General features: G+C 36.3%; 24 protein-coding genes. 5 read left to right on the forward strand and 19 right to left on the reverse strand.

The genetic code is table 11. From position 1 onward, the window contains the following. Nucleotides 1-170: 170 nt before the first annotated feature. From AC07YC_RS00005 to AC07YC_RS00035, 7 genes are all read right to left on the reverse strand, one after another. Entirely contained in the window at nt 171-1,250 is a 1,080-nt protein-coding gene (locus AC07YC_RS00005; protein WP_494918004.1) for an EAL domain-containing protein, read from the reverse strand. Nucleotides 1,251-1,499: 249 nt separating this feature from the next. Continuing rightward, a complete protein-coding gene (locus AC07YC_RS00010) occupies nt 1,500-3,236 on the reverse strand; it encodes a methyl-accepting chemotaxis protein (RefSeq protein ID WP_336633951.1) in 1,737 nt (578 codons plus the stop codon). Nucleotides 3,237-3,332: 96 nt separating this feature from the next. Continuing rightward, nucleotides 3,333-4,772: a sensor histidine kinase gene (locus tag AC07YC_RS00015; protein WP_494918007.1), complete on the reverse strand. Its 1,440-nt coding sequence runs from the start codon at nt 4,770-4,772 to the stop codon at nt 3,333-3,335. After that, the gene (locus tag AC07YC_RS00020; RefSeq protein ID WP_008176378.1) at nt 4,765-5,427 is read right to left on the reverse strand and encodes a response regulator transcription factor; all 663 of its coding nucleotides are present in this window, start codon (nt 5,425-5,427) and stop codon (nt 4,765-4,767) included. Before AC07YC_RS00020 ends, AC07YC_RS00015 begins: the two co-directional genes overlap by 8 nt. Nucleotides 5,428-5,653: 226 nt before the next feature. Next, complete coding sequence (locus AC07YC_RS00025; RefSeq protein WP_336633953.1) at nt 5,654-5,965, reverse strand: hypothetical protein; 312 nt, start codon at nt 5,963-5,965, stop codon at nt 5,654-5,656. A 32-nt stretch (nt 5,966-5,997) separates the two neighbouring features. Beyond that, on the reverse strand, nt 5,998-6,681 hold the full coding sequence (locus AC07YC_RS00030; protein WP_336633954.1) for an ABC transporter ATP-binding protein: 684 nt from the start codon (nt 6,679-6,681) through the stop codon (nt 5,998-6,000). Nucleotides 6,682-6,693: 12 nt separating this feature from the next. Then, nucleotides 6,694-8,109 (reverse strand): ABC transporter permease, encoded by a 1,416-nt coding sequence (locus tag AC07YC_RS00035; protein WP_494918010.1) that lies wholly within the window; start codon nt 8,107-8,109, stop codon nt 6,694-6,696. Between the two features lie 523 nt (nt 8,110-8,632). Between AC07YC_RS00035 and AC07YC_RS00040 the strand changes: the two genes are divergently transcribed. Then, a complete protein-coding gene (locus AC07YC_RS00040) occupies nt 8,633-8,899 on the forward strand; it encodes a hypothetical protein (protein ID WP_494918012.1) in 267 nt (88 codons plus the stop codon). Beyond that, entirely contained in the window at nt 8,899-9,624 is a 726-nt protein-coding gene (locus AC07YC_RS00045; RefSeq protein WP_494918370.1) for an ETX/MTX2 family pore-forming toxin, read from the forward strand. The genes AC07YC_RS00040 and AC07YC_RS00045 overlap by 1 nt, the downstream gene beginning before the upstream one ends. A gap of 112 nt (nt 9,625-9,736) precedes the next feature. On the opposite strand, the gene AC07YC_RS00050 is transcribed toward AC07YC_RS00045, so the two are convergent. Next, complete coding sequence (locus AC07YC_RS00050; RefSeq protein ID WP_025115097.1) at nt 9,737-11,011, reverse strand: cation:dicarboxylate symporter family transporter; 1,275 nt, start codon at nt 11,009-11,011, stop codon at nt 9,737-9,739. A 348-nt stretch (nt 11,012-11,359) separates the two neighbouring features. Between AC07YC_RS00050 and AC07YC_RS00055 the strand changes: the two genes are divergently transcribed. The 3 genes from AC07YC_RS00055 to AC07YC_RS00065 are packed head-to-tail and all read left to right on the forward strand — an operon-like array spanning nt 11,360 to nt 13,554. Next, nucleotides 11,360-12,010 (forward strand): DUF1232 domain-containing protein, encoded by a 651-nt coding sequence (locus AC07YC_RS00055; RefSeq protein WP_494918014.1) that lies wholly within the window; start codon nt 11,360-11,362, stop codon nt 12,008-12,010. Between the two features lie 16 nt (nt 12,011-12,026). Beyond that, nucleotides 12,027-12,992 carry an LCP family protein gene (locus AC07YC_RS00060; protein WP_336633959.1) on the forward strand — a complete coding sequence of 322 codons (966 nt, stop codon included), beginning with the start codon at nt 12,027-12,029 and terminating at the stop codon, nt 12,990-12,992. 7 nt (nt 12,993-12,999) lie between these two features. Then, nucleotides 13,000-13,554, forward strand: a complete 555-nt coding sequence (locus AC07YC_RS00065) for a phosphatase PAP2 family protein (RefSeq protein WP_494918017.1) — start codon at nt 13,000-13,002, stop codon at nt 13,552-13,554. Nucleotides 13,555-13,634: 80 nt separating this feature from the next. On the opposite strand, the gene AC07YC_RS00070 is transcribed toward AC07YC_RS00065, so the two are convergent. The 11 genes from AC07YC_RS00070 to AC07YC_RS00120 form a co-directional block, all read right to left on the reverse strand. After that, the gene (locus AC07YC_RS00070) at nt 13,635-14,378 is read right to left on the reverse strand and encodes a 5-oxoprolinase subunit PxpA (protein WP_336633961.1); all 744 of its coding nucleotides are present in this window, start codon (nt 14,376-14,378) and stop codon (nt 13,635-13,637) included. Continuing rightward, nucleotides 14,375-15,238 (reverse strand): 5-oxoprolinase subunit C family protein, encoded by an 864-nt coding sequence (locus AC07YC_RS00075; RefSeq protein WP_494918019.1) that lies wholly within the window; start codon nt 15,236-15,238, stop codon nt 14,375-14,377. Before AC07YC_RS00075 ends, AC07YC_RS00070 begins: the two co-directional genes overlap by 4 nt. Before the next feature lie 3 nt (nt 15,239-15,241). Next, the gene (gene pxpB, locus AC07YC_RS00080) at nt 15,242-15,937 is read right to left on the reverse strand and encodes a 5-oxoprolinase subunit PxpB (protein WP_494918021.1); all 696 of its coding nucleotides are present in this window, start codon (nt 15,935-15,937) and stop codon (nt 15,242-15,244) included. After that, nucleotides 15,921-16,535 (reverse strand): pyroglutamyl-peptidase I, encoded by a 615-nt coding sequence (locus AC07YC_RS00085; RefSeq protein WP_336633964.1) that lies wholly within the window; start codon nt 16,533-16,535, stop codon nt 15,921-15,923. Before AC07YC_RS00085 ends, pxpB begins: the two co-directional genes overlap by 17 nt. Nucleotides 16,536-16,540: 5 nt before the next feature. Continuing rightward, nucleotides 16,541-19,366, reverse strand: coding sequence for a M14 family metallopeptidase (locus AC07YC_RS00090; RefSeq protein WP_494918024.1), 2,826 nt, complete (start codon nt 19,364-19,366; stop codon nt 16,541-16,543). An 8-nt stretch (nt 19,367-19,374) separates the two neighbouring features. After that, nucleotides 19,375-20,277, reverse strand: coding sequence for an ABC transporter permease (locus tag AC07YC_RS00095; RefSeq protein ID WP_336633966.1), 903 nt, complete (start codon nt 20,275-20,277; stop codon nt 19,375-19,377). Beyond that, nucleotides 20,277-21,209 (reverse strand): nickel ABC transporter permease, encoded by a 933-nt coding sequence (gene nikB / locus AC07YC_RS00100; protein ID WP_036124886.1) that lies wholly within the window; start codon nt 21,207-21,209, stop codon nt 20,277-20,279. Before nikB ends, AC07YC_RS00095 begins: the two co-directional genes overlap by 1 nt. Nucleotides 21,210-21,275: 66 nt before the next feature. Next, nucleotides 21,276-22,856, reverse strand: a complete 1,581-nt coding sequence (locus AC07YC_RS00105; protein ID WP_494918027.1) for an ABC transporter substrate-binding protein — start codon at nt 22,854-22,856, stop codon at nt 21,276-21,278. A 31-nt stretch (nt 22,857-22,887) separates the two neighbouring features. After that, nucleotides 22,888-23,679 (reverse strand): IclR family transcriptional regulator, encoded by a 792-nt coding sequence (locus AC07YC_RS00110; RefSeq protein WP_336633968.1) that lies wholly within the window; start codon nt 23,677-23,679, stop codon nt 22,888-22,890. Next, nucleotides 23,676-24,653, reverse strand: coding sequence for an ABC transporter ATP-binding protein (locus tag AC07YC_RS00115; RefSeq protein ID WP_494918030.1), 978 nt, complete (start codon nt 24,651-24,653; stop codon nt 23,676-23,678). The genes AC07YC_RS00110 and AC07YC_RS00115 overlap by 4 nt, the downstream gene beginning before the upstream one ends. After that, nucleotides 24,628-25,641, reverse strand: a complete 1,014-nt coding sequence (locus tag AC07YC_RS00120; protein ID WP_336633970.1) for an ABC transporter ATP-binding protein — start codon at nt 25,639-25,641, stop codon at nt 24,628-24,630. Before AC07YC_RS00120 ends, AC07YC_RS00115 begins: the two co-directional genes overlap by 26 nt. Nucleotides 25,642-26,068: the final 427 nt, after the last annotated feature.

Raw genomic sequence — 26,068 nt, forward strand, 5'->3', positions numbered from 1 at the left:
CCGGTGCAATACCGAACTCATTTTATCCAAGCTGCCTAAATCGAAATAACCGTGTCTAACTATTAGGGGTCACTTCATTAAGGGATTGCGTTTTTTTTGCTGTCGTTTTATTTTTTCTAAATATCCCCTACATGTGACAGGGTATTCTTTTGTTGTCACCCTATACTAGTCTAGCAATTGTCATTCATAAATTTCGTCAATTCATTTATTGTTAGTGGTTTTGATATGTAATAGCCTTGTATTGAATCGTATTGGGCTTCAGATAACGTATTAAGCTGCTCAACATTGTCTACACCTTCTATGATTACTTCTAAATTTAAGGCCTTGATAATATTTGTCAGCAGCTCCATTACCTTTTTATTTGATTTCCCACTAATAAACAACCTATCTAGCTTCACTCCGTCAAGGGGCAGTAAGGACATATATTGAAAGTTCGAGTTTCCAGAACCGAAACCATCAATAAATATAATATGACCTCGCTCACGCATCATTTTTAAATTTTCACTAGCTTCTATCCCCATTATAGTTTCCTCAGTTACTTCAAAAGCAATTCGGTTATTGTTAGTAATACCCATTTCATCTAGATGTTCGATTAACCAAGTAATATCTTTGAGTAATGACGCTGATAAATTAATAGAAACATAAACGATTTCTTTATATTTACTCAATAAATCAACAGCTTTATTGATAATACTTTTGGTTAATTCTATTAAACTTTCTATATTTAAAATTGGAATACATATACCCGGAGAAATAGAACCCATCTCTTCCCCCCGCCATCTACTTAGTGCTTCAAAGGATAATTGCCGATTATGGTGTAATATCGGTTGGAAGACTATTTCAAACTCTTCAGTTACTAAACTTTTCTGTGAATTACACTCTTTTAGTTCATCGCTAGTTGTGTTTTGCAGATAGACTTGTCTAACGTAATTTAACGCAGGAAATTTTCTATCTTGGACATATAGATAGTGTATCTTTAAATAGTCAATATTTGATAGTTCTTGACAAATTAAACGAGCTTGGGACTGAGCATGACAGACTACTAGAAATTCCTTATCAAATACTCTATACCATTCCACTTTTGGTTGATACAAAGTTAGCTTACACCTAACTACATCTATACATTTAGAAAGATCCAAGTCATGCCAACTGATAATCGTAATGTATACTAATGTGAAAGATTTTTTATGTTCAATACTTTCTAATACAGATTTTCGATTTGATTCAAATAATGTCATACCGGTCTCCATCCTAATTCCTCCAATAGGGTCGTTTCAACCTCCATCTTTTATCAAAAAATTACTATTATATTATTTTATAAAGCTAATCTGTAGTCTGTATGAATGTCGTGTGAAGTTTATGTGGAATATCAATGGATACCATTTAGAACTCTATTAAAAAAGCTAACAAATTTACGTGTTCATAAATTTGCTAGCTCAAAATTCTTTTTACCATAAGAATATGTCTCAGCTTTTATAAACCTTACCAAACATAATGATTCATTCGTTGATTTTAAAGTTTGATACTAGATTTTGAAGCTCCTGAGACATCTCTGCTAAAGAACGAGAAGCAAATGTCATCTCAATCATAGTAGCAGACTGTTCTTCCGCTGCTGCAACAACCTGTTCTGTGTAGCTCGATGACTGATCGGTAACATCTTTGGTTTTCATTATTTCATTTACTAAAATCTCTGTATTAGCATTAATTTCTTGAATTTCAGTAGAGACAGATGAAAGTTTATTGTTAATCATGTCTACATCAACTGCTATTTCATCAAATGTTTTCCCAGCGTTTGCCACATAACGGATACCCGCTTCAACTACACTTTTTCCTTCATTGACAATTTGTACTGTATTTTGTGTATGAAGTTGTATTTCACCTATTAGAGTAGAAATATTGTTAGCTGCATTGCCCGATTCCTCTGCTAGTTTTCTAACTTCATCAGCTACAACAGCAAAACCTTTACCTTGCTCCCCTGCGCGCGCGGCTTCTATCGCTGCATTTAAAGCAAGTAAATTTGTTTGTGCTGCAATGCTAGTAATGACATTAATAATTTCTCCAATCTCTTGTGATTTACTTTCGAGCAATAGCATGGCTTCATTTGTCATGATGTTCTGGTTATTAATTTGATTCATTTGTTCAACGGACTGTGTAATCACTTCATTACCAGAAAGAGAGACTTTAGAGGTTTCAATGGATAGGTCATTTAATTCTTTAATATTTTTTGTAATTGCTGTAAGACTCGATGATATCTCTGTAACGGAATGATTCGCTTCTTTCATTCCAACTAGTTGCTTTTCTTGTCCTGTAGAAATTTGCTGAATAGCCTTCGTAATTTCATCTGAAGCCGTGCTTGTCTGTTCACTACTCGCAGTAAGCTGTTCAGATGTAGCCGCAACTTGTTCGGCTGAGTTCGAAACGGTTTCAATCATTCCTCTTAAATTTGTAGTCATCGTATTTATTCCTGTTGCTAAAATACCTAACTCATCCTTATTTTTAACGTTTAAATACGTAAAGGTTAAATGTTGATTGGCGATCTTTTCAACTCTGTCAGTAACCATTTGAACTGGGATGGCTAAATGTCTGGCAAATAAAAATATAACGATTCCACCTATTAAAATACTGATGCCAAGAGTAATGATGATCGTATATTGAATTAAATGAATGCCATGATTAAATGATGCCATGAAGCTACTAGCGCTTACCACCCAACCCCAGTTCGGATCTAAAGCAGAGTAGGCTATTTTATCCTCTTCTGCATCAGGGTCGTTGGGCATGGCTCTAGCGTAATATGTAAAATCCCCGCCATTTTGTGCTGCGTTTATCATATTTTGTACCATATAAACCCCATGACTATCGACGCTTTCCCAGGCATTTTCTCCCTCTGAGAATGGATGAGCGATCCTATCTCCATCCGCTCCGTAAATGGCAAAATAGCCGTCCTCACCTAAATCAACATTTGTCGTTATTTCACGAGAACCATCACTTCGTAAATCCCCAATTAAATTTTGTTTTACTTTCTCTTGGGCTTCTTCTAATGATATTTCTCCGGTCTCAACGGCATAATTCATTGAATCAATTAATTGAAGTGCCATTTCTACATTATTTTTTAGCATCCTCTCGCCCAAATCGTCCAAGTGCTTGTTAGCAGAATTATAACTGCTAATGCCTATAATTAAACCTGGAATTAATAATAGGCTCAATGAAATAATAATTAACTTTGTTCTTATCTTCATTTTCAGTCGATCTCCTATCTAATATAAGACTCAATAAATCTAATTACTTTATTGAGTCATCTGTGTATGCTTCTGAGACGCCAATCTTCGTACCCTTTATTTTTGAGGAAATGTAACTAAAAATCGAATGCCATTTTCAACATTATTAAAAGAATAATTTATAGAGAGTGATATAAATATTTGCTTGACGATATATAAGCCTAAACCACTCCCACCCGTGTTCCTATTTCTTGATTTTTCGAGTCTATAAAAAGGCTGAAATAATTGTTGTAATTCCTCTGCTTTAATGTGTACACCGGTATTAATGACTTGGATTTGAATTTGGTTTTCTTCGGAATCCTCTGTCAATTCTAAATAGACTGTTTCTCCTTGTGGTGAATACATAATTGCATTATGGATAATATTTTTAAATGCTTTTTCTAGTAAATCACTATCTGAAAATACGTAAAGATTCGGGGGAATTTTATTTATAACAGTAATCTCCTTTTGAGATGCAAAAAAAACGAGGTCTTTCGTTATCGTCTCAATTAAATTTGAGAGATTTGTTTCTTTCATTTGGATTTTAAAAATATTTTGTTCTAGTTTCGACATACTCAAAATTTCACGGACAAGTTGTTCCATGCCCTCAATAATTTTATGGTTTTTTTCTAAATAGAAGTCACGATTTTCATAAGGTCCGATATTATAAATCATCCCTTCTATATACCCTTTCATGACAGTGAGTGGAGTTTTTAACTCATGTGCAACTGTAGCAAAAAAATCCCTCCGTTTTGTTTCGATTTTTCTTTCTCTTTCAATATCATCTTTTAATTGTTCATTGGCTATTCGTAAATCATCCATTGTTTTTTGCAAATTATTCGACATCTCATTTAAACTATTAGATAACTCCTCCAACTCATCATTAGAACGAACTACTATATTTTCAGAAAAATCGAGATTTGCCATCTTTTGTGCACGTTCATTTATATAGAGAAGTGGTTTTGTAATGAACCTTGAATATAAATAGGCACTGCCCAAGCCAATACAAACAACAATGATACTTATATAAGGAAGAAAACGTACTAAAACCTGAGAGGCCTCATCGATGGGTTGAAATGTCGCGAATACAGTAACCATTAAATTACCTTCATTCAGAAATTGTATGGGCAAAGAATGATTAAAGGCATTAACAGTTTCTTCATTTTGTGATGTTTTTCCGGTAATAATGGATGATCGCGTATTTCCTTGAAAATTAAAAGAAGGCGAATAGATAATATTTCCGTTCTTTTCTTGTAGGTAAATGATTGCATTATTTTCTTTGGAATACTCGTCCAATAGCTCTTTCGCTTCTCTTACTGTTAAACTCTTAGATTTATCAATTATTTCTGCTATGCCGGATTGGAGCTGATTTGTTTTATATTGCTCGTAGAATGTTGGAAGGAAGAAGTATAAAGTTAAATAAATTAAGACCGCAAACGATAGCAATATAAGTGAAGTAATCATAAAGAGCTTATAGGTTATTTTTTTCATCTTCATGAAGTTTACAATCCTATTCATCGATTTTGTATCCGATACCCTTTACCGTTTTAATATAGGGTAAATTTAATTTTTTTCTTAAGTTTTTTATATGAGTATCAATCATCCGTGTTTCTCCCGAATAATCGTATCCCCAAACTTTTTCTACTATGATCTCTCTAGTGAGCACTTTTTTTTCATTATGAAGTAGTAATTGTAAAATTTCGAATTCTTTTGTAGTTAAAGGTATTTCCTCCTTATTTACATAAGCTTTATACCCGTCACAATCGACATTCAGTTCATTAAAATTTAAATGATTTCCCCAATTTTTATGATTGCTTCTTCTAAGAACCGCTTGTACTCGTCTGATTAGCACATGAAATGAAAACGGCTTCGTAATATAATCATCAATACCAAGATCAAAGCCTTTCATTTGATCTTGTTCTTCTTCTAACGCAGTTAAAAATATAATGGGTATATTAGATTGATTGCGTAGCATTTTGGCTACTTCAAATCCATTGAGATTCGGCATCATAACATCAAGGAGAATTAAATCAAATGATTGTGTATTTAATCTTTTTATTCCCTCTACTCCATCAGATGCCACCTCAATCGTATAATTTTGTGTCATCAAAAACTGTTTAATTAATTCTTGAATTTCTAAATCGTCTTCTACTACTAAAATATTATAGTTCATTAAGATATCCCCCCTAGTTAGCCATTATAACCACGCAATCTGTAGTTTATGTGAAGATACCTACATTATTCCTAAAAAATTTTATATGAATCCTACGATCAAAGTCATACATCCATTTCATAATAACAGCATAGCCTTCAGGTACAAAAACCCCCAAAGATTCATAGGCTAAATTTACAAATCTTTGGAGGTTTTATGCTATTTTTACGATAATTATAAAAGAAAATTAATAGGGAGATGTAGAACCTTGTATACTTTCTTCTGAATGAGGTGTGGATGGATCCCACTGCTCAGGCATTTGTCCACCAGGTTTAGATGTAAACTCCTCCCATTGTTCTGGTGTCAGTTCACCTCTCGGATTTGGAGATTCCCAATCCCCCTGAGCTGGATTCTTTTCATCTAAATACGAATTATAATCCTGATACATATTGCTTTCATTGTCACCTAAGTCACCATTGAAGGCCACTAAGTTAGTAAGCATTCCAATAGCTATGCCTATAGAGACTAAGCCTAATGAGGTTACTATTTTTGTCCACATTTATACCACTCCCATTCTTCGATTAGCTAAGTTTACTTATTCAGATTTTCACAAACTAAATTTCGTTTTTTAAGGTAAATAATCTTATCAGATTGTTTGGCTACTTCTTGTGAATGCGTCACAACAATAATACATTTATTTTCTTGATGGGCTAATTCCTGAAATAGTTGAACGATTTCAGCTGAGGTTTTCTCATCTAAATTACCCGTCGGCTCATCTGCAATTAATAAATCTACATTACTAGATAATGCTCGAGCAATAGCTACACGTTGTTGTTGACCACCACTAAGCTGTAAGACCTTTCTTTTTGCTTCTAATTCGGTCAAACCTACCATTTCTAATAATTCGAGAGCTCTTTTCTTTTTATCTTTTACTTTAACCCCTGTAATTTCCATAGCTGTTACTACATTTTGAAGGGCCGTCATGTACGTTATCAGATTATAGGATTGAAAAATAACTGAAACAAATTTATTTCTATATTTGTCCAAACCAATTTTCCTTATATCCTTCCCCTTATAGAGCACATGTCCTTCCTTTGGGTTATCTAAGCCACTTGCCAAACTAAGTGCTGTTGTTTTTCCTGAGCCTGAAGGACCTAAAACGCTATAGAAACAGCCTTTCTCGAACGTAAAATTCACATTCTCCAGTAAAGTATTCTTCCTGTTATTGCTTACATAATAATAATATAGGTTTTTAAATTGTAATATTGTGTCCATGTGGGACTCCTCCTACTCATCTTTTAATAGTATTTCTTTTGGGTTTAAGCGAAGAATGGATAGTGCTGGAAGAAGCGTCGATAATATGGCAATTAACAGTCCTAACCCACCTAATTTCAACACATCTTGTGAAGTTATACTTACATCAATATCATCGATAGGCTCCACATCATTATCTTGCTTATTCATCGTGCCAAATGAGAATCCTAAATTATTAGATTCTTGTTGATTCTCTTGAGAGGCAATAACCTCTTGCTGTAATAAACTATCTCCCATTTTTTGAGACACTGTTTCACCTGTAATAGTAGAAATACCAAATGCTAATATGGCTATACATAATACTTCGACTAATAGTTGGCCAATTAATTTTCTCTTTTTCTCACCGATTGCTAAGAGTATGCCTAATTCTTTTCGTCGTTCCTTTATGGTTAACATAATAATGAGAGCTAAAATAATTGATCCTGTAATGGATACTAAATAGACCATCCATTTTGAAGTAGCAGCAATATTTTCAATAGGACCAACCATTTTCTGATATAAAGCATCATGTGCATCTAACTTGAACAAATCAAAATCGATAGTGCTTTTCTTTGCGTCGGTTTTGAAATCTGCTATATTTTCTGGATCATTTAAGTAGTAGATAGCTTCATTAATGACGGAATTTTTTTCATCGCTTTCTTTCGTCGAGTCATAATTTGTGTATAGTTTGTTAGATGGATGCATCATAGCTGGTAAATTTTCCTCGAAGTCAGTTATACCAGAATTTTTATATACCCCTATTATTTCCAACTCTACTTCAGTCGTCCCTTCCATTGATTGGACCTTTATCATATCGCCAACTTGAAGCTCGTTTTGTTCTGCTAATCGTTTTTCAACTAGCACTACTTTCCTATTCTCATCCTCAGGTGTAATTGAACGACCTTCCATTATTTCATGTGTTCCATCCGTAAACTCTTGCAATAATTCAGAACTTCTCACACCTTGAAGAAACGTATTAGGCATTTTCATATTTCCAGAGGCACTACTACCAACTGCACCGCTTACCCCATCATCACCTTCAGCATCGTTAATAGGTGTGTAATCGTCTGCTACAACCATGTCACTTTTAAGATAGTTATAGTCTATTACATATGGTGATTTAGCTAACTGATCTGCATCATCTGCAAAAAGCTCAGGGTGTTGTATTTTTCCGTTTGGATTTTCTTGTCGCTGCTTTGCCACGTTTTCCATAAGCTTTTCTTCATCCATTCGAAGACTTACGTCTACACCTAATGTTTGTCTAGCATGGTCATTCGCCTTCTGTGACACATTTTGTATGGCGAAACCGGCTAATACTAAATTGGAAACTACTAAAAATACTGTAAATAATATAATCGATTTCCCTTTCCTTGCCTTCACACTTAAAAATGCACGTTTGATAAAATTCATTTCCTTACCTCCTTGGTAGTTCAAATATATTTGACCTATCTGGAGTTAATATGGAGTGTGTGAAAATTTTATCTAGAGAATGAAGGGGGTTTATGTGAGTCATTTACTAAATTCTCAAACACGAGTTGCTAAAAACGAAGTAACATACCCAGTTCTACTGTTAAGTCAAAGGAGGTCAACATGAATTTTCTCTTTAATAACTAGATAGATTGCAAGAAAATCTTCATCTAAACTCCAGATAAAATACACATTATATACAGATACTTCCTATAAATTATTATTGTAAGGAAAAAATTGCATATTAAGGAGGTTAATGACTATGAGGATTTAAGAAAATAGTTTTTCACTTTCTTTCGAGATCGGTTTCAATTGATTGCCAACCTTGAACCTAGCGGAAGTAGTGAACTGATGAACATGAAGAAATATGTAAAGCGAGGATGCAAGCCATTATTAACAAAGCAAATGTTGAAACACTTAAAGAGAAATAAGAAGTCATACCAATCTAAAACAATGGAGGCATAAGATGAAGAAATTTAAAAATACCGTTCTAACAATGGTTGCGGTTACTTCTATAGGAACTACGTTTGTATTAACATCACCAATTACTGCAAGTGCTGCACAAAACGCCGTGGAAAATATCACCGCCAATGAAAGAATACAAACTAAAAGTGAATTAGAAGACGCAAAGATTCCAATTGAAAACTTAGTGAATCATTTTGTGAAAAATTTAAATAAATATTACCCTGAAAAGGTGCAAGGTCGTATCGAGAAGAAAAAGATCCAAAAATAATTTACAATCACCTTACATTCAATCAATTTTCAGTTCAAGCTGATGGCTCACCTGTCATTACAAATTCAGAAAATGTATATGTAGGGAGAGAGACTTTGACAAATAACACGGCTACTGAACAAATGTTAACCACGCAAAGTTTTTCTAAAACCATTTCCCATACTGTTACCAGCTCGACTACACATGGATTTAAATTTGGAACAAAAGCAACTGCTAAATTTAATATACCTTTTGTTGGGGAAACGGGAATAGAATTATCAGCTGAATACGATTTCTCAAATACAGATAGTCTTGAAAATAGCGAATCCTATACTTATATTGTGAGTCCGCAAAATATTCGAGTTCCTGCCTATTCTTCTGTCGAAGTCATTGTAGTATTGAATACAGCTAAAATGAATGGGAATGTAAAACTTTTAGCCAATGCGTCAGGCACTATTACGGCTAGTCCATTCTATACTTTCCCCCAATATCCGAATATAGATTTTTACGCCTATATTGAAAATATGAAATTGAATGAAATTGCACGGGTTGTTTCCCAAGAGCATTTAAAACATATTTCTGCTAATTCAGATGGGGAAACAATTAATGTAATTGGATCTGGTCAATATGAAGCGAAATATGGAATTTCCTCTTCCGTCACAGTAAATCCGGTAAACGTAAAAAGGAATGCAGCAGATGAAGGCTACACATATAACATACTTCCAACAATTGAAAGAGAGAATTAAGTTTAATCTAGTAGACTGAAAAAACACCTTTACGTTGATTGAATATGGCTAAAACCATTTATCAACGAAAGGTGTTTTCTATGTTAACTTGCATTAAATATTGAGATAAGGTTTAAGCTAAATTTTCATTGTCCTTAAAGTAATTTTTCATTTTCACTGTATCAAAACGGCCTTCCCATTTCGCCATTACTAATGACGCTAATGAGTTACCAATTACGTTAACAACTGTACGTCCCATATCAAGAATACGGTCAATACCAGCGATAAATGCTAGACCTTCTAACGGAATGCCGACAGTACCTAAAGTGGCAAGTAGTACTACGAAAGATACCCCTGGAACCCCTGCAATCCCTTTCGATGTAACCATCAATACAAGCATTAACGTAATTTGTTCACCAATACTTAGGTGAATACCGTACATTTGCGCAATAAATAATGCCGCAATCGCTTGGTACAGCGTTGAGCCGTCTAAGTTAAAGGAGTAACCTGTTGGGATAACAAAGGATACAATATCCTTCGGAGCCCCTAATTTCTCCATTTTTAACATAATTCGTGGCAACACAGCCTCTGAACTTGCTGTTGAGAATGCTAAAATGAGCTCATCTTTTAGTACTTTAATTAAAAATAAAATATTAACACCTACGAATTTTGCAACAAGTGCAAGAATGACAAATATAAAGAATAGCATTGTAGCGTAAACAAGGATAGCCAGCTTAGCTAAAGGTATTAGAGAGGCAAATCCATATTTGGAAACGGTTACACCAATTAAACCAAATACCCCAAGTGGCGCAAATTTCATCACAAGGTTAGTTACCCAGAACATCGCATCTGCAACCCCTTGGAAGAAGTCTAAAACTGGTTTACCTCGATCGCCAATGGCCGCAACACCTAAACCAAAAATAACAGCAAAGAATATAATCGCAAGCATGTCGCCTTCACCCATTGACTGAATGATATTGGTCGGTACAATGCCTACAATAATATCAAACGGGCCTTCATGCTGTACTTCTTCTGTAGTTGACACGTATTTTGAAATATCTCCTTGAGAGAGCTCGTTCATGTTTAAACCTGCGCCAGGCTGGAAAATATTTGCGGAAAGTAATCCAACTACGATAGCTACTGTAGTAATAATTTCAAAATAAATAATGGATTTCCCACCTAATCGTCCAAGCTGCTTCATGTCTCCAGTACCAGCAACACCTACGATTAACGTCGAAATAATAATCGGCACCACAATCATCTTAATTAAATGCAGGAAAATATCCCCTAATGGTTGTAAGTAGGTTTCAATTTTTGGGTTGCCATAAAAAATACCACCAACAATAATCCCTAAAATCAAACCGATTAAAATTTGACTGGCTAAACTAATTTTAAATTTCTTTTTCAATCCTTCGTACCTCCTCATATTATTTTTTGGGGGCTTGCCTAATAATAAGAGATACTTATAGAATCCGACAAAATCCGATGAAAAAAACTTTTGTTTTTTTAGAAAAGTCAGAATATAGCACTTGTTCGCTTCTTACAATTAAGTGCATTCTACCTCTATCTATCAGGCATTCACCGCAATTTGAAAACATTCCAAAACGCTACTAAGCCTTTAACTCATCAAATGCAAACATGCTACCGTTATTACTTCCATTTGGCGACATTATCATTGCTGAGTGTTGACAATTTGTCAACATCATTATACACTTCTGTTCAACAGTTATTTTTAATGAAGAAGGGAGAATCAAATATGACGGAAATGAAAGAAAATACGACATTAGGATTATTGTTGAAGGAACTATTGAAAGAACGTTCATTATCTATGCGAAAGTTTAGTGAACTAACAGGAATCGATACGGCTACGATTTCACGGATTATTAATCATAAACGAAATGCTACCCCACAACATGTAGAAAAATTCGCTGAATGTCTTGGTGTTCCTTTTATTCAGCTATTTGAAGCAGCGGGATACCCTATGGAACAAAAACAAGAAGAGGCACAATCAGATATTCATACCTCTGTTGATGCTATACAAACCTTTCTTAAGGCATCAAATGTATACGACAACCAGTTTTCAGTGCAGGATGTTGAAAAAAAATTAGATGACTATGGACTATTTTCTCAAACGGAGGAAGGCAAACATACCATTCATACGAGTTTTAATGAAAAGATTCAAAAAGTAGGTAGTGTTGGTCCATTTATAAATAAGTTAAAAGAGTTATATGAAAAATTTACAACAGATAAAGGTACACTATTTGAATTAACAATAATCGGAAGTACATTATTATATTTTATTATTCCTGTAGATGTAATTCCGGATTACGTATTTCCTATTGGATATTTGGATGATGCAATAGCTGTACAACTTACCGGAAAATCTTTGTTGAAAAATAACGGATAGGTGGATTCATTAATTTATGGAAAGTAGTAAAACAAGCCGTAAATGGCTAAAAAATTCATGTGTCATATTCGCATCGCTGATTGTAATAGGGGTTGTTTATTGGTTTTATCAGTACAATAGTGGGTTGGCCATGGCAGAAGACGACAGTAAAAATGAAGCTGAGGCTGAAGAAACTTTTGAGCCCTTCCAAGGCGCAGACCTACAATTTGGTGAGATTAATGTCCTCTTGATAGGTAGTGATACTAGAGGCGATGAAGGTAGATCGGATGCCTTAATGATTGGACACTATAATCAAACGACGAATCAAGTAAAAATCGTTTCTATTATGAGAGATACGTATGTTGACATCCCAGATTACGGAAAGAATAAAATAAACGCTGCATTTGCTTTTGGAGGTCCAGAACTTGTTAGGAAGACCATTAAACAAAACTTTGATATTGATGTAAATTATTATGCTATCGTTGATTTTGAAGGATTCCCTAAAATTGTTGATCTTCTAGCACCCAATGGGATTGATGTGGACATCCCTTATGAAATGTCATATGGTATTGGCATGACATTATTTCCTGGAGAACAAACTTTACATGGTGATCAGTTATTAGCTTATGTACGATTCCGTCACGATCGTTTAAGTGATTTCGGACGAGTGGAACGTCAGCAGGAAATTATGACAAAGGTTAAAGATCAAATTAGCTTTCAAAGCTTCTTAAATTTACCAAAAATATTGGGTGTTGCAGAGGCATACATCGATACGAATGTTGACAAAAAAACAATACTTGCGATTGGCAAAGGTTTAATGGATGGACACTCTAATGGGGTAGATACTTTACGGATTCCTGTTGCCAGTTCTTTTGAAAACAAACATGTAAATGTAGGCGCAGTTCTAGATATTGATTTAGAAAAAAATAAACATGAATTAGAAAAGTTTTTATCCTCCGAGGATGATGTGCAAGTGTCTAAACTAGAAGGAGTTTCCTCTTAAAGAAAATATGACGATAGATTATCAGCTTTTTAAATTACTTAACCAGTTTGCAGGACAAAACCCGATTTTTGATCAATTTGTCCTCTTGTTTTCAAAATATGGCCCTGTCCTATTTGGATTAATATTGATATGGCTATGGTTTTCAAACTCTCAAAATCAGCATGAAAATAGAAAACTAGTCTTATACGCCGTAACGATTGCTATTCTTACACTTGGTATCGATATAATTATAGAAATGGTGTATTTTCGACCACGTCCATTCGTCAATCATAGCGTCATATTATTACTTGAAAAATCAAATCTAGACCCATCATTTCCAAGTAATCATGCGGCAGGTGCATTTGCCCTAGCATTCGCTTTGTTTTGGAAACGAAGAAAAATTGGAGCTGTCCTCATCTTGATGGCCTGCTTCATGGCATTTTCGAGAATTTATATTGGTGTACACTACCCTCTTGATGTGTTAGCAGGTGCTTGTATCGGATTAGGGGTAACTTACATAGTGATGTGGCTAAGTGGTCTTATTGAGGACGCCAAGAATCACAGAAAAATGTATGTAAAATAAGAATGCTCTTCCAATCAAAAAAGTTCGCCCTTTATGCGAACTTTTTTGTGTTTCAATCCGTTATGCTGAAGCCACCTACTTTATTGTTGATGTAGTTGCCTCCTCAGAGCAGCAATCTTTTTAGCAAAGTCCAAGGCATGTGGACCATCTCCATGAATACATAAGGTGTGCGCCGCTACTTTTATTTTTTGAGACTCTATAGACAATACTTCATTTGCCGTTAAAATACCTTTGACATGCTCCAGCATTTCTTCTTCAGTTTGTATTAAGGCACTCGGTTCCTGTCTGCTCACTAATGTGCCATTCGAGTGATAACGGCGATCAGAAAAAACCTCCTCATATACTTGAAGACCCTTATCCCTTGCGATTTCTGCCATTTGGCTACCCGCTAAACAATATAAAATAAGCTGAGGATGGAGATCATACACCGCATGAACAATGGCTGAAGCTTTCTCCCTATCATTAGCACTTTGATTATATAGTGCTCCGTGGGGCTTGACATGATGTACTATCCCTTTTTCGATATGGACATATGCTTGCAGTGCCCCTACCTGATAAACAATCATATCGTAAATTTCTTCTGGACTAAACGCCATATCCCTTCGTCCGAATCCTTCTCGATCAGGATACCCAGGGTGTGCACCGATATGAACATTTTTGCGAATTGCATTCCGAACTGTTTGGTGCATAATAGAAGGATCACCCGCATGATAGCCACACGCAATATTGATTGATGTCACATAATCTAGTATCTCTTCATCTCTTCCCGTCAAAAACGCTTCATAGCTTTCTCCTAGATCACAATTAATATCCATTCGTATCACATTTCCTCCAGTGCAAAATGTATTGTGGTAAACATACGCAATTGGGCTACTTTATGTAAATCATCTTCATGTACAGTGGCCATAATAGGATAGCCTCCTACTGTTTGAGCATCGGCCATTAAGATGATGGGATTCCCATTTTGAGGCACTTGGATTGAGCCAAACTGTGTCGCTTCAGATAGAATTTCCTTCATTTCTTTTAGCTGTAAAACAGGGCCTTTTAAATAATAGCCCATTCGATTACCACCGCTAAACTGGAAAGGATTTTGCAAAAATTGTTGCTGACTCTCTTCCGTAAATAAATGAAAATGGGGACCCTTAAAAATTCTAACAGTAACCGTATTGTCAAAAGTTGGACGATACGGCGCATAAAGACCTCTATTATATTTTAATGGCGAGGCTATTTGTCCATATAAAATACTTCCTTTTGCATGAACCGTACCTAGATTCCCCTGAGAGAGGTATGAGGTACTGCCAAGCTGCAATGTTGAAGTAAAACCTCCCAGCGGTGTCAAATAAATGATAGAGCCTTGACTCACACTCTTAATCGTTAACTTATCACCCTTTGTTAAATGGAATGTTTTCCACATTTCAATGGCTGCATCATTGATCATGCATACCCCATGACCGCCGGTTAAAACATAGACCCCATCAGCCATTGCCTCAAATTCAAAACCACCCACGAACATTTCGAAAGAAGTTTGGTTATGATGATTTTGTAAAATTAGCTGGGCCGCTTGAAATGAAACATAATCCATTGGTCCAGATAACGGAATACCAAATGCCCGATAGCCAAACCTTCCTTTATCTTGTAAGCTACCATAAACCCCTTGTTTTGTTATGAGCAGAAGTGGCTTCAATCGCTACACTCCTTTGCTTTTCATTTCCCAATATTGTTGCTTAGTTATTTCATAAAACTGAACTTCATCACCAAGTTCAAATAGAAACGGCTCTTTACCATTGACATTAAAAAGCTCAAATGGCGTCTTTCCGATAATATTCCAGCCACCAGGTGAATCAACAGGATAGATTCCAGTTTGTCCACCACCAACCCCAACAGAACTTGCAGACACCGATGCTCTCGGCTTCCCTAAGCGAGGTACAAATAATTTAGAATCAAGTTCTCCAAGGTATGGAAAGCCTGGCAAAAAGCCAATTAAATAAACATAATAGCTTTTGGACATGTGTAGCATTTTTATGTCCTCAAATGATAAACCCGTATAGTCCATCACTCGTTGCCTATCTAAGGCAAATTCTTCATCATAGCAAACTGGGATTTTTAATAGTCTATTCGTTTTGTCATCAATGGCTGTGGATGCTTGACTGTCCAGCCATTGCCTTCTTAATAGGTCTACATCTATTCGTTGTTTCACATAAGCTGTAACTGTATGATAGCTTGCAACGCACTCAACAAGATGATGGCGTAGTTGTTTTTTCAGAAATCGATTAAATGCTTGTACTGCATAAAAGTTTTGGTGGGATATTTCTTCCTTAAAGGAAAAGCGAATCGTATTTTTGCTAATCCACATTGAATGAGGAAATTCAATGATTACCTGCACGTATTGTCTCCTCAATGCAAAGCTTTACAGCAGCGATTAAATCACGAATATGCCAGCCTGGGATTTTGCCGTGTTGAATGGCTAATTCAAAGGAAGCAGGTATATGAATAAAGCCAGCACGTACCCCTTCATGTTGCTGCGCATACACAAGCCCCTCATACATAATGTTATTACATAAGTAAGTACCTGCTGTATTAGAGATTTCAGCCGGATAGCCCTCTGCTTGTAAGCGATTAACCATCTGGCGAATTGGTAAATTCGTCAGATAAGCATCTGCTCCCTCCTCTTGAATGCTCTCATCAACAGGTGTGTAGCCGTTATTATCGGGCTCCCCATCCTTCACATTAATAGCAATTCGCTCAGGCGTTAGTTTATAACGACCTCCCGCGAGCCCTAAAGAAATAATGATTTGCGGTTCTATTTCCTCTATATGTCGCTTTAGTTGCTCGGCAGATTGTTGAAAATCTACAGATAAAATTCTTCCTATAATATGATAGTCTTCTATCTTTTCGCCATCTAAGTTTTCTACAATTTGCATAGTTGGATTAAGCTTATAATCTAAAAATGGCTCAAATCCCGTTAATAATATGTTTGTCATGTTAGTCACCTAATTTCTATCGGACGTTTTTTTATGTAGCGTCCAGATTGTTTTTGTTTATTTACTGGGGTAGCTAGTGCAGCTTCTAAAATTGCCTGATTAAATAATTGATGGGCCGCCATACACGATAGTAATTCATCACCATAAACGATTTCATCTGCAACTTCCGAAATGATATCTAGAGCGACCCACTGTGGATAACGTAAAATACTAACCGATGAATACGTAGGTGTTACTTCCATACTACGATAAAAATTAATATTCCCCATTTCCTCAATCGGGTATTTATCTGGATCCCACTTTGTTCCATATTTATAGTATCGATCGCGCCAATACGCATTTTCTTGAGCAAACGAAGATCCATCAAACATCCTATTAACTCTTTCGGCTACTAGGTCCAGATTTTTGGCCTGAATTTCCTTCGTATCATCATCTGCATAACGACCAATTCCATAAATTTTGGCACTTGGAAGCGTATAAGAAACTGGAAAAATAGGTGGGCAGGCGTAACCTGCGAACGGTTGAACCCACTCACGAGCAGGTATTCCATGGTCATCAATAACAATATCTGGAGCCCATTTTTTTAAGATAAGTGGTAATAAATTTGCCTCACCGAACACACTTTTTCGGAATTTCACATGGGCAAATTCTAATCCCACCGCATTAAATCTTGCAGCATGATGCTTCCACTTCGGATGCTCCTTTGTCAAACATTCCATGATTTCATTGCCATCAGGGTTCGCTAAAGGGATAATAATGACATTCATTTTTTTTAATATGTCTGGATGCTGACAAATAATATCTTCCATTAGCGCCAAAATTGCTGGCGTGCTAGATACTTCATTTGGATGATGGCCAGCTTCAAAAACAATCGTATGTTTTTCATCTGATTTTTTTAGCCCTGAATAATATTCACTCGTAATAGGTTCCGTTACCTCTATAAATGGAATGACAGTACCTTTATAAGATATATCTCCATAATTCAATTTGACCTCTGAGTATTGTTTAAAACGCTCTACTAATGGAATTATATTTTTCATGTTGTGTTTTAAAAAGGTTTTTGCCTTAGTGACCTTCAGTTCTTTACCGATAGACATTTCTACAGTGTCAAACTGTCCTTCTTGATTAAACAAGATTCGCTTTGTAACGGGTTCGGTCATTGGTTTGTCATTCCACTGGTAAACCTTTATGGCACTTTTAATAGGCTTATACAAATCTTGTTCTATATGAATATAAGGAATAACACCACCTGGAGCTTTGTAAGGCTGATTAACTAACTGGCGACCAAGCTCATGAAAATAGTCTAAAGTATTAAAGTATAAATCCTCGTATAACGCCTCAAACGATGAGTTCGCTTCTTGCTGGACGCCTATTTCTTCTTCTATTCCAGAAGATGTAAAATCAATTTCAATTCGATCGAATAATGGAAATAGCTGCGCTTGATCAACGTTATGCGGATCTATTTTTAACTTTTTCACCATTCGTGGCAATAATTCCTTCATATAGTAGTTATAGAAACGTTCACGATCAGAAAATATGATGTTCTCCTGCACTCGCTCTGTCTTGCTGAATAGTCTATACCCAGCGGTAGTTGGATAAGCTTTTTTCTGACCATCAACATAATCCACTTCACTAATAAGTGGAGTGAGCTCAGCTATTAACTGATCATCTACAAATACTCTATACACATGTTGCTGCGTGCTGGAAAGCTCAAATTGCACATGCTCCTTAGGTATGCCATACTGCATTTCAATCATTTCATCTACAGGGTATAGCTCCATAATCCAGCGATTATGTTGCTCTAAACCGTTTACACTTACCCCATCCTTACAAACTATTTTTACATTTTCAAAGCGCCCCTCGACAGATGGAAGTACTTCCTCTAATATCCAGTATAACCCTGTTTTAAAGGCAGAGCGAACTTTAATGGTTGTCAAATTTGTAAATTTTTCATATAAATCTAGCTTAAATTGATCACGATTTTTTTTAGTGGCCGTTATATAAATTTCAGCCTCTAACGCTCTATCTGGTTCTTCTTCTATTGCTTTTATCATGGATGAAGCCTCAGATTCATCGCTCCACTGTTCTTCCATTAAAATAGCCGCTTCATTCACTTGTTTTTCGTTTAACTCCCAAACCCCAAGCAGTCCTCCCTCAGACACATGCTTTGCAGTTGCAATGGAATGGATAACGGTCGGTAGGCTGTCTTTCGTACCACAGATTTGAATGGCGTTTTTGGCGGTCAATTCCATAGAACATTCGTTTTCATGCTTGAATGAAATGGTTACATGTCGCTCTTCTGATGTTATAGCTGGTAATGAAATAGATGTGGCATATAGGCCTAAACGCAATGCTAGATAGCAAGTCTCTTTTAATAGAGCATTTGTCGTTATTTCTTCTTGTATATCCATTTTCACACTTACATGTTGCTGGGGATGTGCCTCATCCTTTTCGCCCGTGCCATAGGCTGACCAAAGATGACTTAAATTCTCGTAATACGTTAAAGGGCTATCCGTTTTGGTGTCGACCATTCCTTCACAGGCTATTGCGCTTAACCATGTAGAAAGTGCTGATTCACTCTCATAATAAATAATCCATGCAGAGTCATCTTGTGAAATAAATGTGCTAGTATGCTGTAAAAACTTCATTGTATAGGACTGATTGGCTGGCTGAAATAAATCAAAGTCTACTTCATTTGATTCGAAGCCTAAGCGTAAGCAAAAATCAATTAACCCTAATGGAGCTAAATCTTTAGGTAAATCTATAAATAAAGAAGGTTTTTTTTTCGTTTCGTTCTTTTGAAATAAACTAGAAAAAATTAAAGAGTTCATCATATCACCTAAACTTTCATATTTGGATCTAAGCGATCTCGCAACCAATCTCCCAATAAATTAAAGCCTAAAACAGTTAACATAATGGCCACCCCAGGGAAAACAGATATCCACCAAGCTGAGGTCATATAATTTCGGCTATCCGCTAACATTCCTCCCCACGAAGGTACTGTAGGCTCCACACCTAACCCTAAAAATGTTAAAGAGGCCTCCAATAAAATAAACTCGGCAATACACATCGTTGCTAACACTAAAATGGAGGAGGCAACATTAGGAAGTATATGCTTCATGATTATTTTGAAATGTGTTCCACCAATTGCCTTTGCTGCTTGGATATACTCTTGTTCCTTTAAAGCCAAAATCTCTCCTCGAATTAATCTCGCAAAACTAACCCAATATGTAAGTCCTAGGATAATAATAATTTTTTCAATGCCTGTTCCAAAAACACTCATGATGACGATGGCTAATAAAATAAACGGTAACCCCATTTGAACTTCGGCTAGCCGCATAATTAAATCATCCATCCATTTCCCAAAGTAACCTGAAATAATTCCTAGGAATGTACCAAGCACTAATGAAATAATTACGCCACAAATCCCCACTAATAGAGATATACGAGCTCCGTAAATAATTCTACTTAGCAAATCACGCCCAACCTGATCTCCTCCAAGTAAGTATTGGGATTTACCAGTATCATCTAGCCATTTGGGTAGGTCAAGCCGATGTCCTAAGCTAGCCGCCCCCGGATCATAGGGAGCAATATATGGCGCAAATATTGCACATAGTATCGTAGTGACAACCAATAATAAGCCAATTATGCCCGTTGGATTATTCTTCACGAATTTAAGAACGGTTACTATTTTATTGGCTTTTTTTATTTCGATTGCTTCTGTTTCCATTATTTGAGTCATTATTGCTCACCTCTTCCAGTTCTTATTTTTGGGTTAATTAATGAATAGCATAAATCAACGATTAGATTGACCAAAATCATAATCAGTGCTAAAAGTATGATTCCTCCCTGGACCACTGGATAATCTCGCTGATTAATAGAATCAACAATTAACCTTCCAATCCCCGGCCAAGAAAAGACTTGCTCAACAATAACTGCACCTCCTAATAGCCCCCCAAACTGTAAACCAACAAATGTTACAGTTGGCAAGAGGGCATTGCGGAAAGCATGTTTAATGATCACTAGCCATTCTCTTATTCCTTTCGCCCGTGCAGTTGTGACGTATTGCATTTTAAGTACTTCCAGCATAGACGTACGAATTAATCGAACTAAAATACCAGATAGGATGAGCCCTAAGGCAACGGATGGCAAAACTAATGAGCTAAACCCATCAAATCCGGATACTGGCAGCCATTTTAGTTGAACAGCAAAAATTAAAATTAGCATGAACGCCAGCCAAAAATTAGGGAAGGAAATACCTAACAAAGAAAAAATACGACTAAATACATCAATGGATTTTCCTTTATAAATAGCGGATAGAATACCTAGCGGAACAGCTATTAACAAAGCCACTGCCATTCCACCTAAAGCTAGTGCAATTGTCGGCCACGCTCGTTCCAGTAACATCTCTAAAACTGGGCTATTGGAGCGATAGGATGTGCCAAAATCAAGTGTCACTAAATCCTTCATAAATATGAAGTATTGCTCCCAAACAGGTTTATCTAAACCAAGTTTGGCTGTCAATTCTTCTACTGCCTGCTGTGAAGGTTCACCAGCCCCAAACATTATACTTACGGGGTCACCTGTCAAACGAATGGAGAAAAATATAATTAATGAAACCGCAATGATTACCAGCACGGTATGCGACAAACGTCGTAGAATATAGGAAAGCATAATTCCATCCTCCTAATGTGAAATGAAAGAGATAGTATGCTAGCATACTATCTCTTAATTTTTTACTTACTCGACAGTGACACCTGCAAAATTAAAGCGGCCATCATGTGGTGGTTGGAAGCCTTTTATTCGTTTATTCACTGCGTATATTTCAACTTCAGAATATAAGTTGACTTCAGTTGCATCTTCATATAGTACCTCTGTAAGCTCTTTAAAGACCTTTTGTCTTTCGTCATTATCAATAGTGGCACGCTCTGCTGCTAATAATTGTTCGACTTTGTCATTTTTATAGGATGGGTTCCAGAATTCCCCCTCGTGATACATTAAATAAGCGGTATTATCAAAGTCCAGCGTCCAGCCGCCCCAACCATTTTTATACATATGGCCAGCTTTTCCTTGAGGAATTAGCTCTGATTGGAAGGTCGTATTTTCCACACTATTAATCGATACTTTCATACCAACTTCCTCTAAGTAAAACGCTACTGCTTGTGCAATCTCTTTAAATGTTCCATCTGTGCCTGGAATAAAGAAATCTAATGTAGTACCTTCAGGAACTTTCGCTTCAGCCAGCAATTCTTTTGCCTTTTCAGGATCATATGGATATGGCTCTAAATCGTTATTATAGCCAAACGATAAATCACTTTGGAATGAGCTTATTAGATTCCCATAGCCGCCTAAAATTTCTTTTACAATCGTTTCTTTATCGATAGCATAGTTAATAGCTTGACGAACACGTACATCATCAACTGGCTTTTGCGCCGTGTCAAAACGAATTGAATAGGCTGTAGGTGTAGACACTTCCATTAATTCAATAAAGTCAGTTCCTTCTGCTGTTGCAGCTTGAGAAACTTCCAAACGTGTCATAATATCAATATTGCCTGTTTGTAATTCTGCAAGTGCTGTTGCAGTTTCTGGAATTACTTTAAAGGTTACTTTATCTAGTTTAATAGCATCCTTATTCCAATAATCTTCATAGCGTTCAATTACCACTTGTTTATCTCGTTGATAATCTGTCATTTTAAACGGACCTGTACCAACAGGTTTCATATCAAAATTCTCTGCTCCCTGTTCTTGAATATATTTAGGTGGCACGATTACAGCACCATATCCTGATAGTTTTGTAAGTAATACTGGATCTATAGAATTTAAGTGCATCGTTACTTCATATTCACCCGTTACTTCCACATTTTCAATGGAAGTGTAATTTGAATATTGAGGACCTTTTTGACCTTCATCCCCTAGCAGACGATCAAAAGTAAATTTAACGGCCTCCGCATTAAATGGTTCACCATTATGGAAGGTAACGCCTTGGCGTAATTGAAAGACAATTGTTTTGTCATCTTTATATTCCCAAGATTCCGCTAATCCAGGTTGAATTTCTAAATCTAAAGAACGACTTACTAAACCTTCAAATACTGATGTTGCTACTGTACTCCAAGACAGTAAAAACGTATCAATCGGGTCCCAGTTTTGAGGATCTCCTGCTACACGGACAACTAACTCATTCCCCCTTGTGAGTGCAGCGTTTTCTCCAGAAGATTTGCTACTATTTTTACTATCCTCTTTTGTCGATGTACCGCCACTACATGCCGACAAAATAATCATCATGCAAACTAGTAATAGCGCTAGCCATTTTTGTTTCTTCATTATTGTTCATCCCCTTTTATATTTGTGCTATTTATACGCCATAAGGATATGGCATCGAATAACCTAGTTCAGCCGAAATTAACGCAGCAGTTTCCCACAGTCCCTCTAAAAACATCTTTATTTTTTCTTGTGGTAGTAGTGATTCTATACCAGCAATACTAATGGAGTACTCTACTTTTCGATCACTATTAAAAATTGGCACCGCTATTGAGACAGTTCCTTCTTCTAGTTCCGACACGCTGTAGGCATAGCCATTTGTCTTACCAAATTCAATTAGTTCATGAATTTCATTATCCGTATGAGGGGTTCCGCTCGCATATTTTTTTCGAGGCTTATGAAGGACCTCGTTAATTTTCTCTTCACATTGAAAAGATAAAAGAATACGTGAGCAAGCGCCTGCGTATAGTGGTGCTCTTCTTCCGACTCTTGTATATAATAGAACCGGCTTTAGACTTTCTATTTTTTCTATATAAAGGCCGTCCGTTTCATCCAATACTACTAATTGAACAGCCAAATCAAATTTCTGTTGTAACATTTTCATATATGGAATGGCTAACGAACGAATCTCTATGGAATTAGCAGCTATTGCCCCTAATTCAATTAGTTTATTCCCCAGTAAATAATGGTCACTTAAAACTACCTGTCCGCCACTTTGAACGTATGGCCGTTTTAATACGCCTAAATCCGTAAATGTTTTTAGAAATCTATGTAAGGTCGGTTTAGGAATATCGGTTTCTATTGCTAGCTCGTCTAATCGCCAAGAAGGTTTTTCTTCCGTGAATAACGTTAAAATATTGATCCCTTTTTCCAATGTTTTGCTCATGTTAATCGCTCCATTTGTTCTTCATAAAGTAAACAAGAAACTTCATGTTGATCACTAATTTTTTTCAATTTAGGGGGTGTCACTTTACAAATCTCCATACAGCTTGGACACCGCGTATGGAAGGTGCATCCTGATGGCGGATTTGCTGGATTGGGCACATCTCCGCTAAGGACAATTCGATCTTTAACCTTTGAAGGATGGGACTTCGGTAATGCAGAAAGTAATGCTTTCGTGTAGGGATGCTTCGGATTATTAAACAGTTCATGTTTGTCAGCTAATTCCACTATTTTCCCTAAATACATCACCGCTATACGATCGCAAAAATGATGCACGACACTTAAATCATGGGATATAAAAATATAGGTAAGATTCATATCCCTTTTTAAATCTTTCATTATATTAAGCACTTGGGACTGAATGGATACATCTAGCGCCGATACGGGCTCATCTGCAACAATCAATTTCGGATTTGATACAAGTGCCCTGGCAATTCCAATGCGCTGTCTTTGGCCACCTGAAAATTCATGTGGAAAACGTTCTAGCTGCTTTTCTGTAAGCCCTACTTGTTTAGCAACCTCATAAACACGTTGTTTCCGTTCTTCCTTTGTACCGATTCCAAAATTCACTAATGGTTCTTCAATTATTTTGAAAACCTTCATACGAGGATTAAGGGAAGAAAAAGGGTCCTGAAATATGATTTGCATATCACGACGTTTTTGAAGTACCTCCTTGGCGCTAAGTGTGGCTATATTTTCTCCGTTCAACAAAATTTCGCCCTCTGTAGGTGTTAGAAGCTGAATGAGTGTTTTGCCCATTGTGGATTTTCCACAACCAGATTCCCCTACTATTCCTAAAACCTCACCTTCGTTGACAAAAAATGAAACATCATCTACGGCTTTTAAATTTCCTGAACGTGACCCCTTCACTGGAAAATATTTTTTCAAGTGTTTAACCTCTAACAATGGACTGCTCATTTACAATTCCTCCTCCCACATCATCCTTTTCATATAACCAGCATCTAACCGTGCTACCAATAGACGTAGTAAATAGCTCTGGTTTCTGTTTACATTTTTCAGTTGCAAATTCACATCGATCGAAAAATCTACAACCTGCTGGCATATCGGCTGGTGATGGCACCACACCCTCAATAGAAGGAAGATACTCCTGCTCTGTCTCAATATCTGGCAATGAGTTTAGTAACCCTTTCGTATAGGGATGGAGCGGATGATCAAATAATTCCAACACATTTGCTTCTTCAACTATTTCACCCGCATACATGACAATCACTTTCTCACAGATTTCAGCCACAACACCAAGATCATGGGTAATTAAAATAATGGACATGTCCAGTTTTTTTTGTATGTCTTTCATTAGCTCTAGAATTTGTGCCTGAATAGTTACATCTAATGCAGTAGTAGGCTCGTCTGCGATTAATATTTCTGGTCCACAAGCCAATGCCATCGCAATCATCACCCGTTGTCTCATACCACCAGATAATTGGTGTGGATATTCATTCACCACTTTATCGGGACGGGGAATACCAACAAGGCGAAGCATATCAACCGCTCGCTCATGTGCCTCTTTTTTTGAAATTTTTTCATGACTATGAATCATTTCAATGATTTGGGAGCCTACCTTATACACCGGATTAAGGGAGCTCATCGGTTCCTGAAATATCATTGAAATTTTTTTCCCACGAATCTTTCGCCACTCCTTCTTCAATTTTTTATGAATTTGTTTTTGATCTATGTAAATCTCTCCATTTTGCCATTCAACTCCAGAAGGCAATAGCCCCATAAGAGATAAGGATGTCATACTTTTCCCACAACCAGATTCCCCTACAATCCCCAATGTTTTACCTTTTTCAAGTTGAAATGACACCCCATTCACAATGGAAATATCCTTTTTATTTTGCTGAATACCTATTTTCAATTCCTTTACTTCTAAAATATTCAATCCCATTTTTCCCCCTCCGTTCCATAATATGAAACGCGATTCCATTTTTTAAAATCTTATCAGAGATTAATAGGTTATTTCAATAGTTTTCAGAAAAAAATAAAAATTCTATTTATTATAATTATTTCAGGAAAACAATTAATTATATTTGTAAACTGCCTAGACATCTTCCTACCTTTCGAGAAATACAAAAAAAAGCATGGTCCTAAGTGCTCGGACCATGCTTAACGTTTTTTTTCTTGTATAGTTTCTTATTTCAAATGGGCAGTCGCCTGTTTCATGACGTATTTCCCTACTCCAATATAGATGGCTACAGCTGCTCCAATCAATACGAATGTCATTGCTGACCGCTCCTTTTCATATAAATCTAGTGTTTTTCTTTTGGCTTTCTGACCAATTCATTGAATTTGAAAATCATTCTCACTAATATATT

The organism is Lysinibacillus sp. GW247-5R2A, from assembly GCF_059424475.1.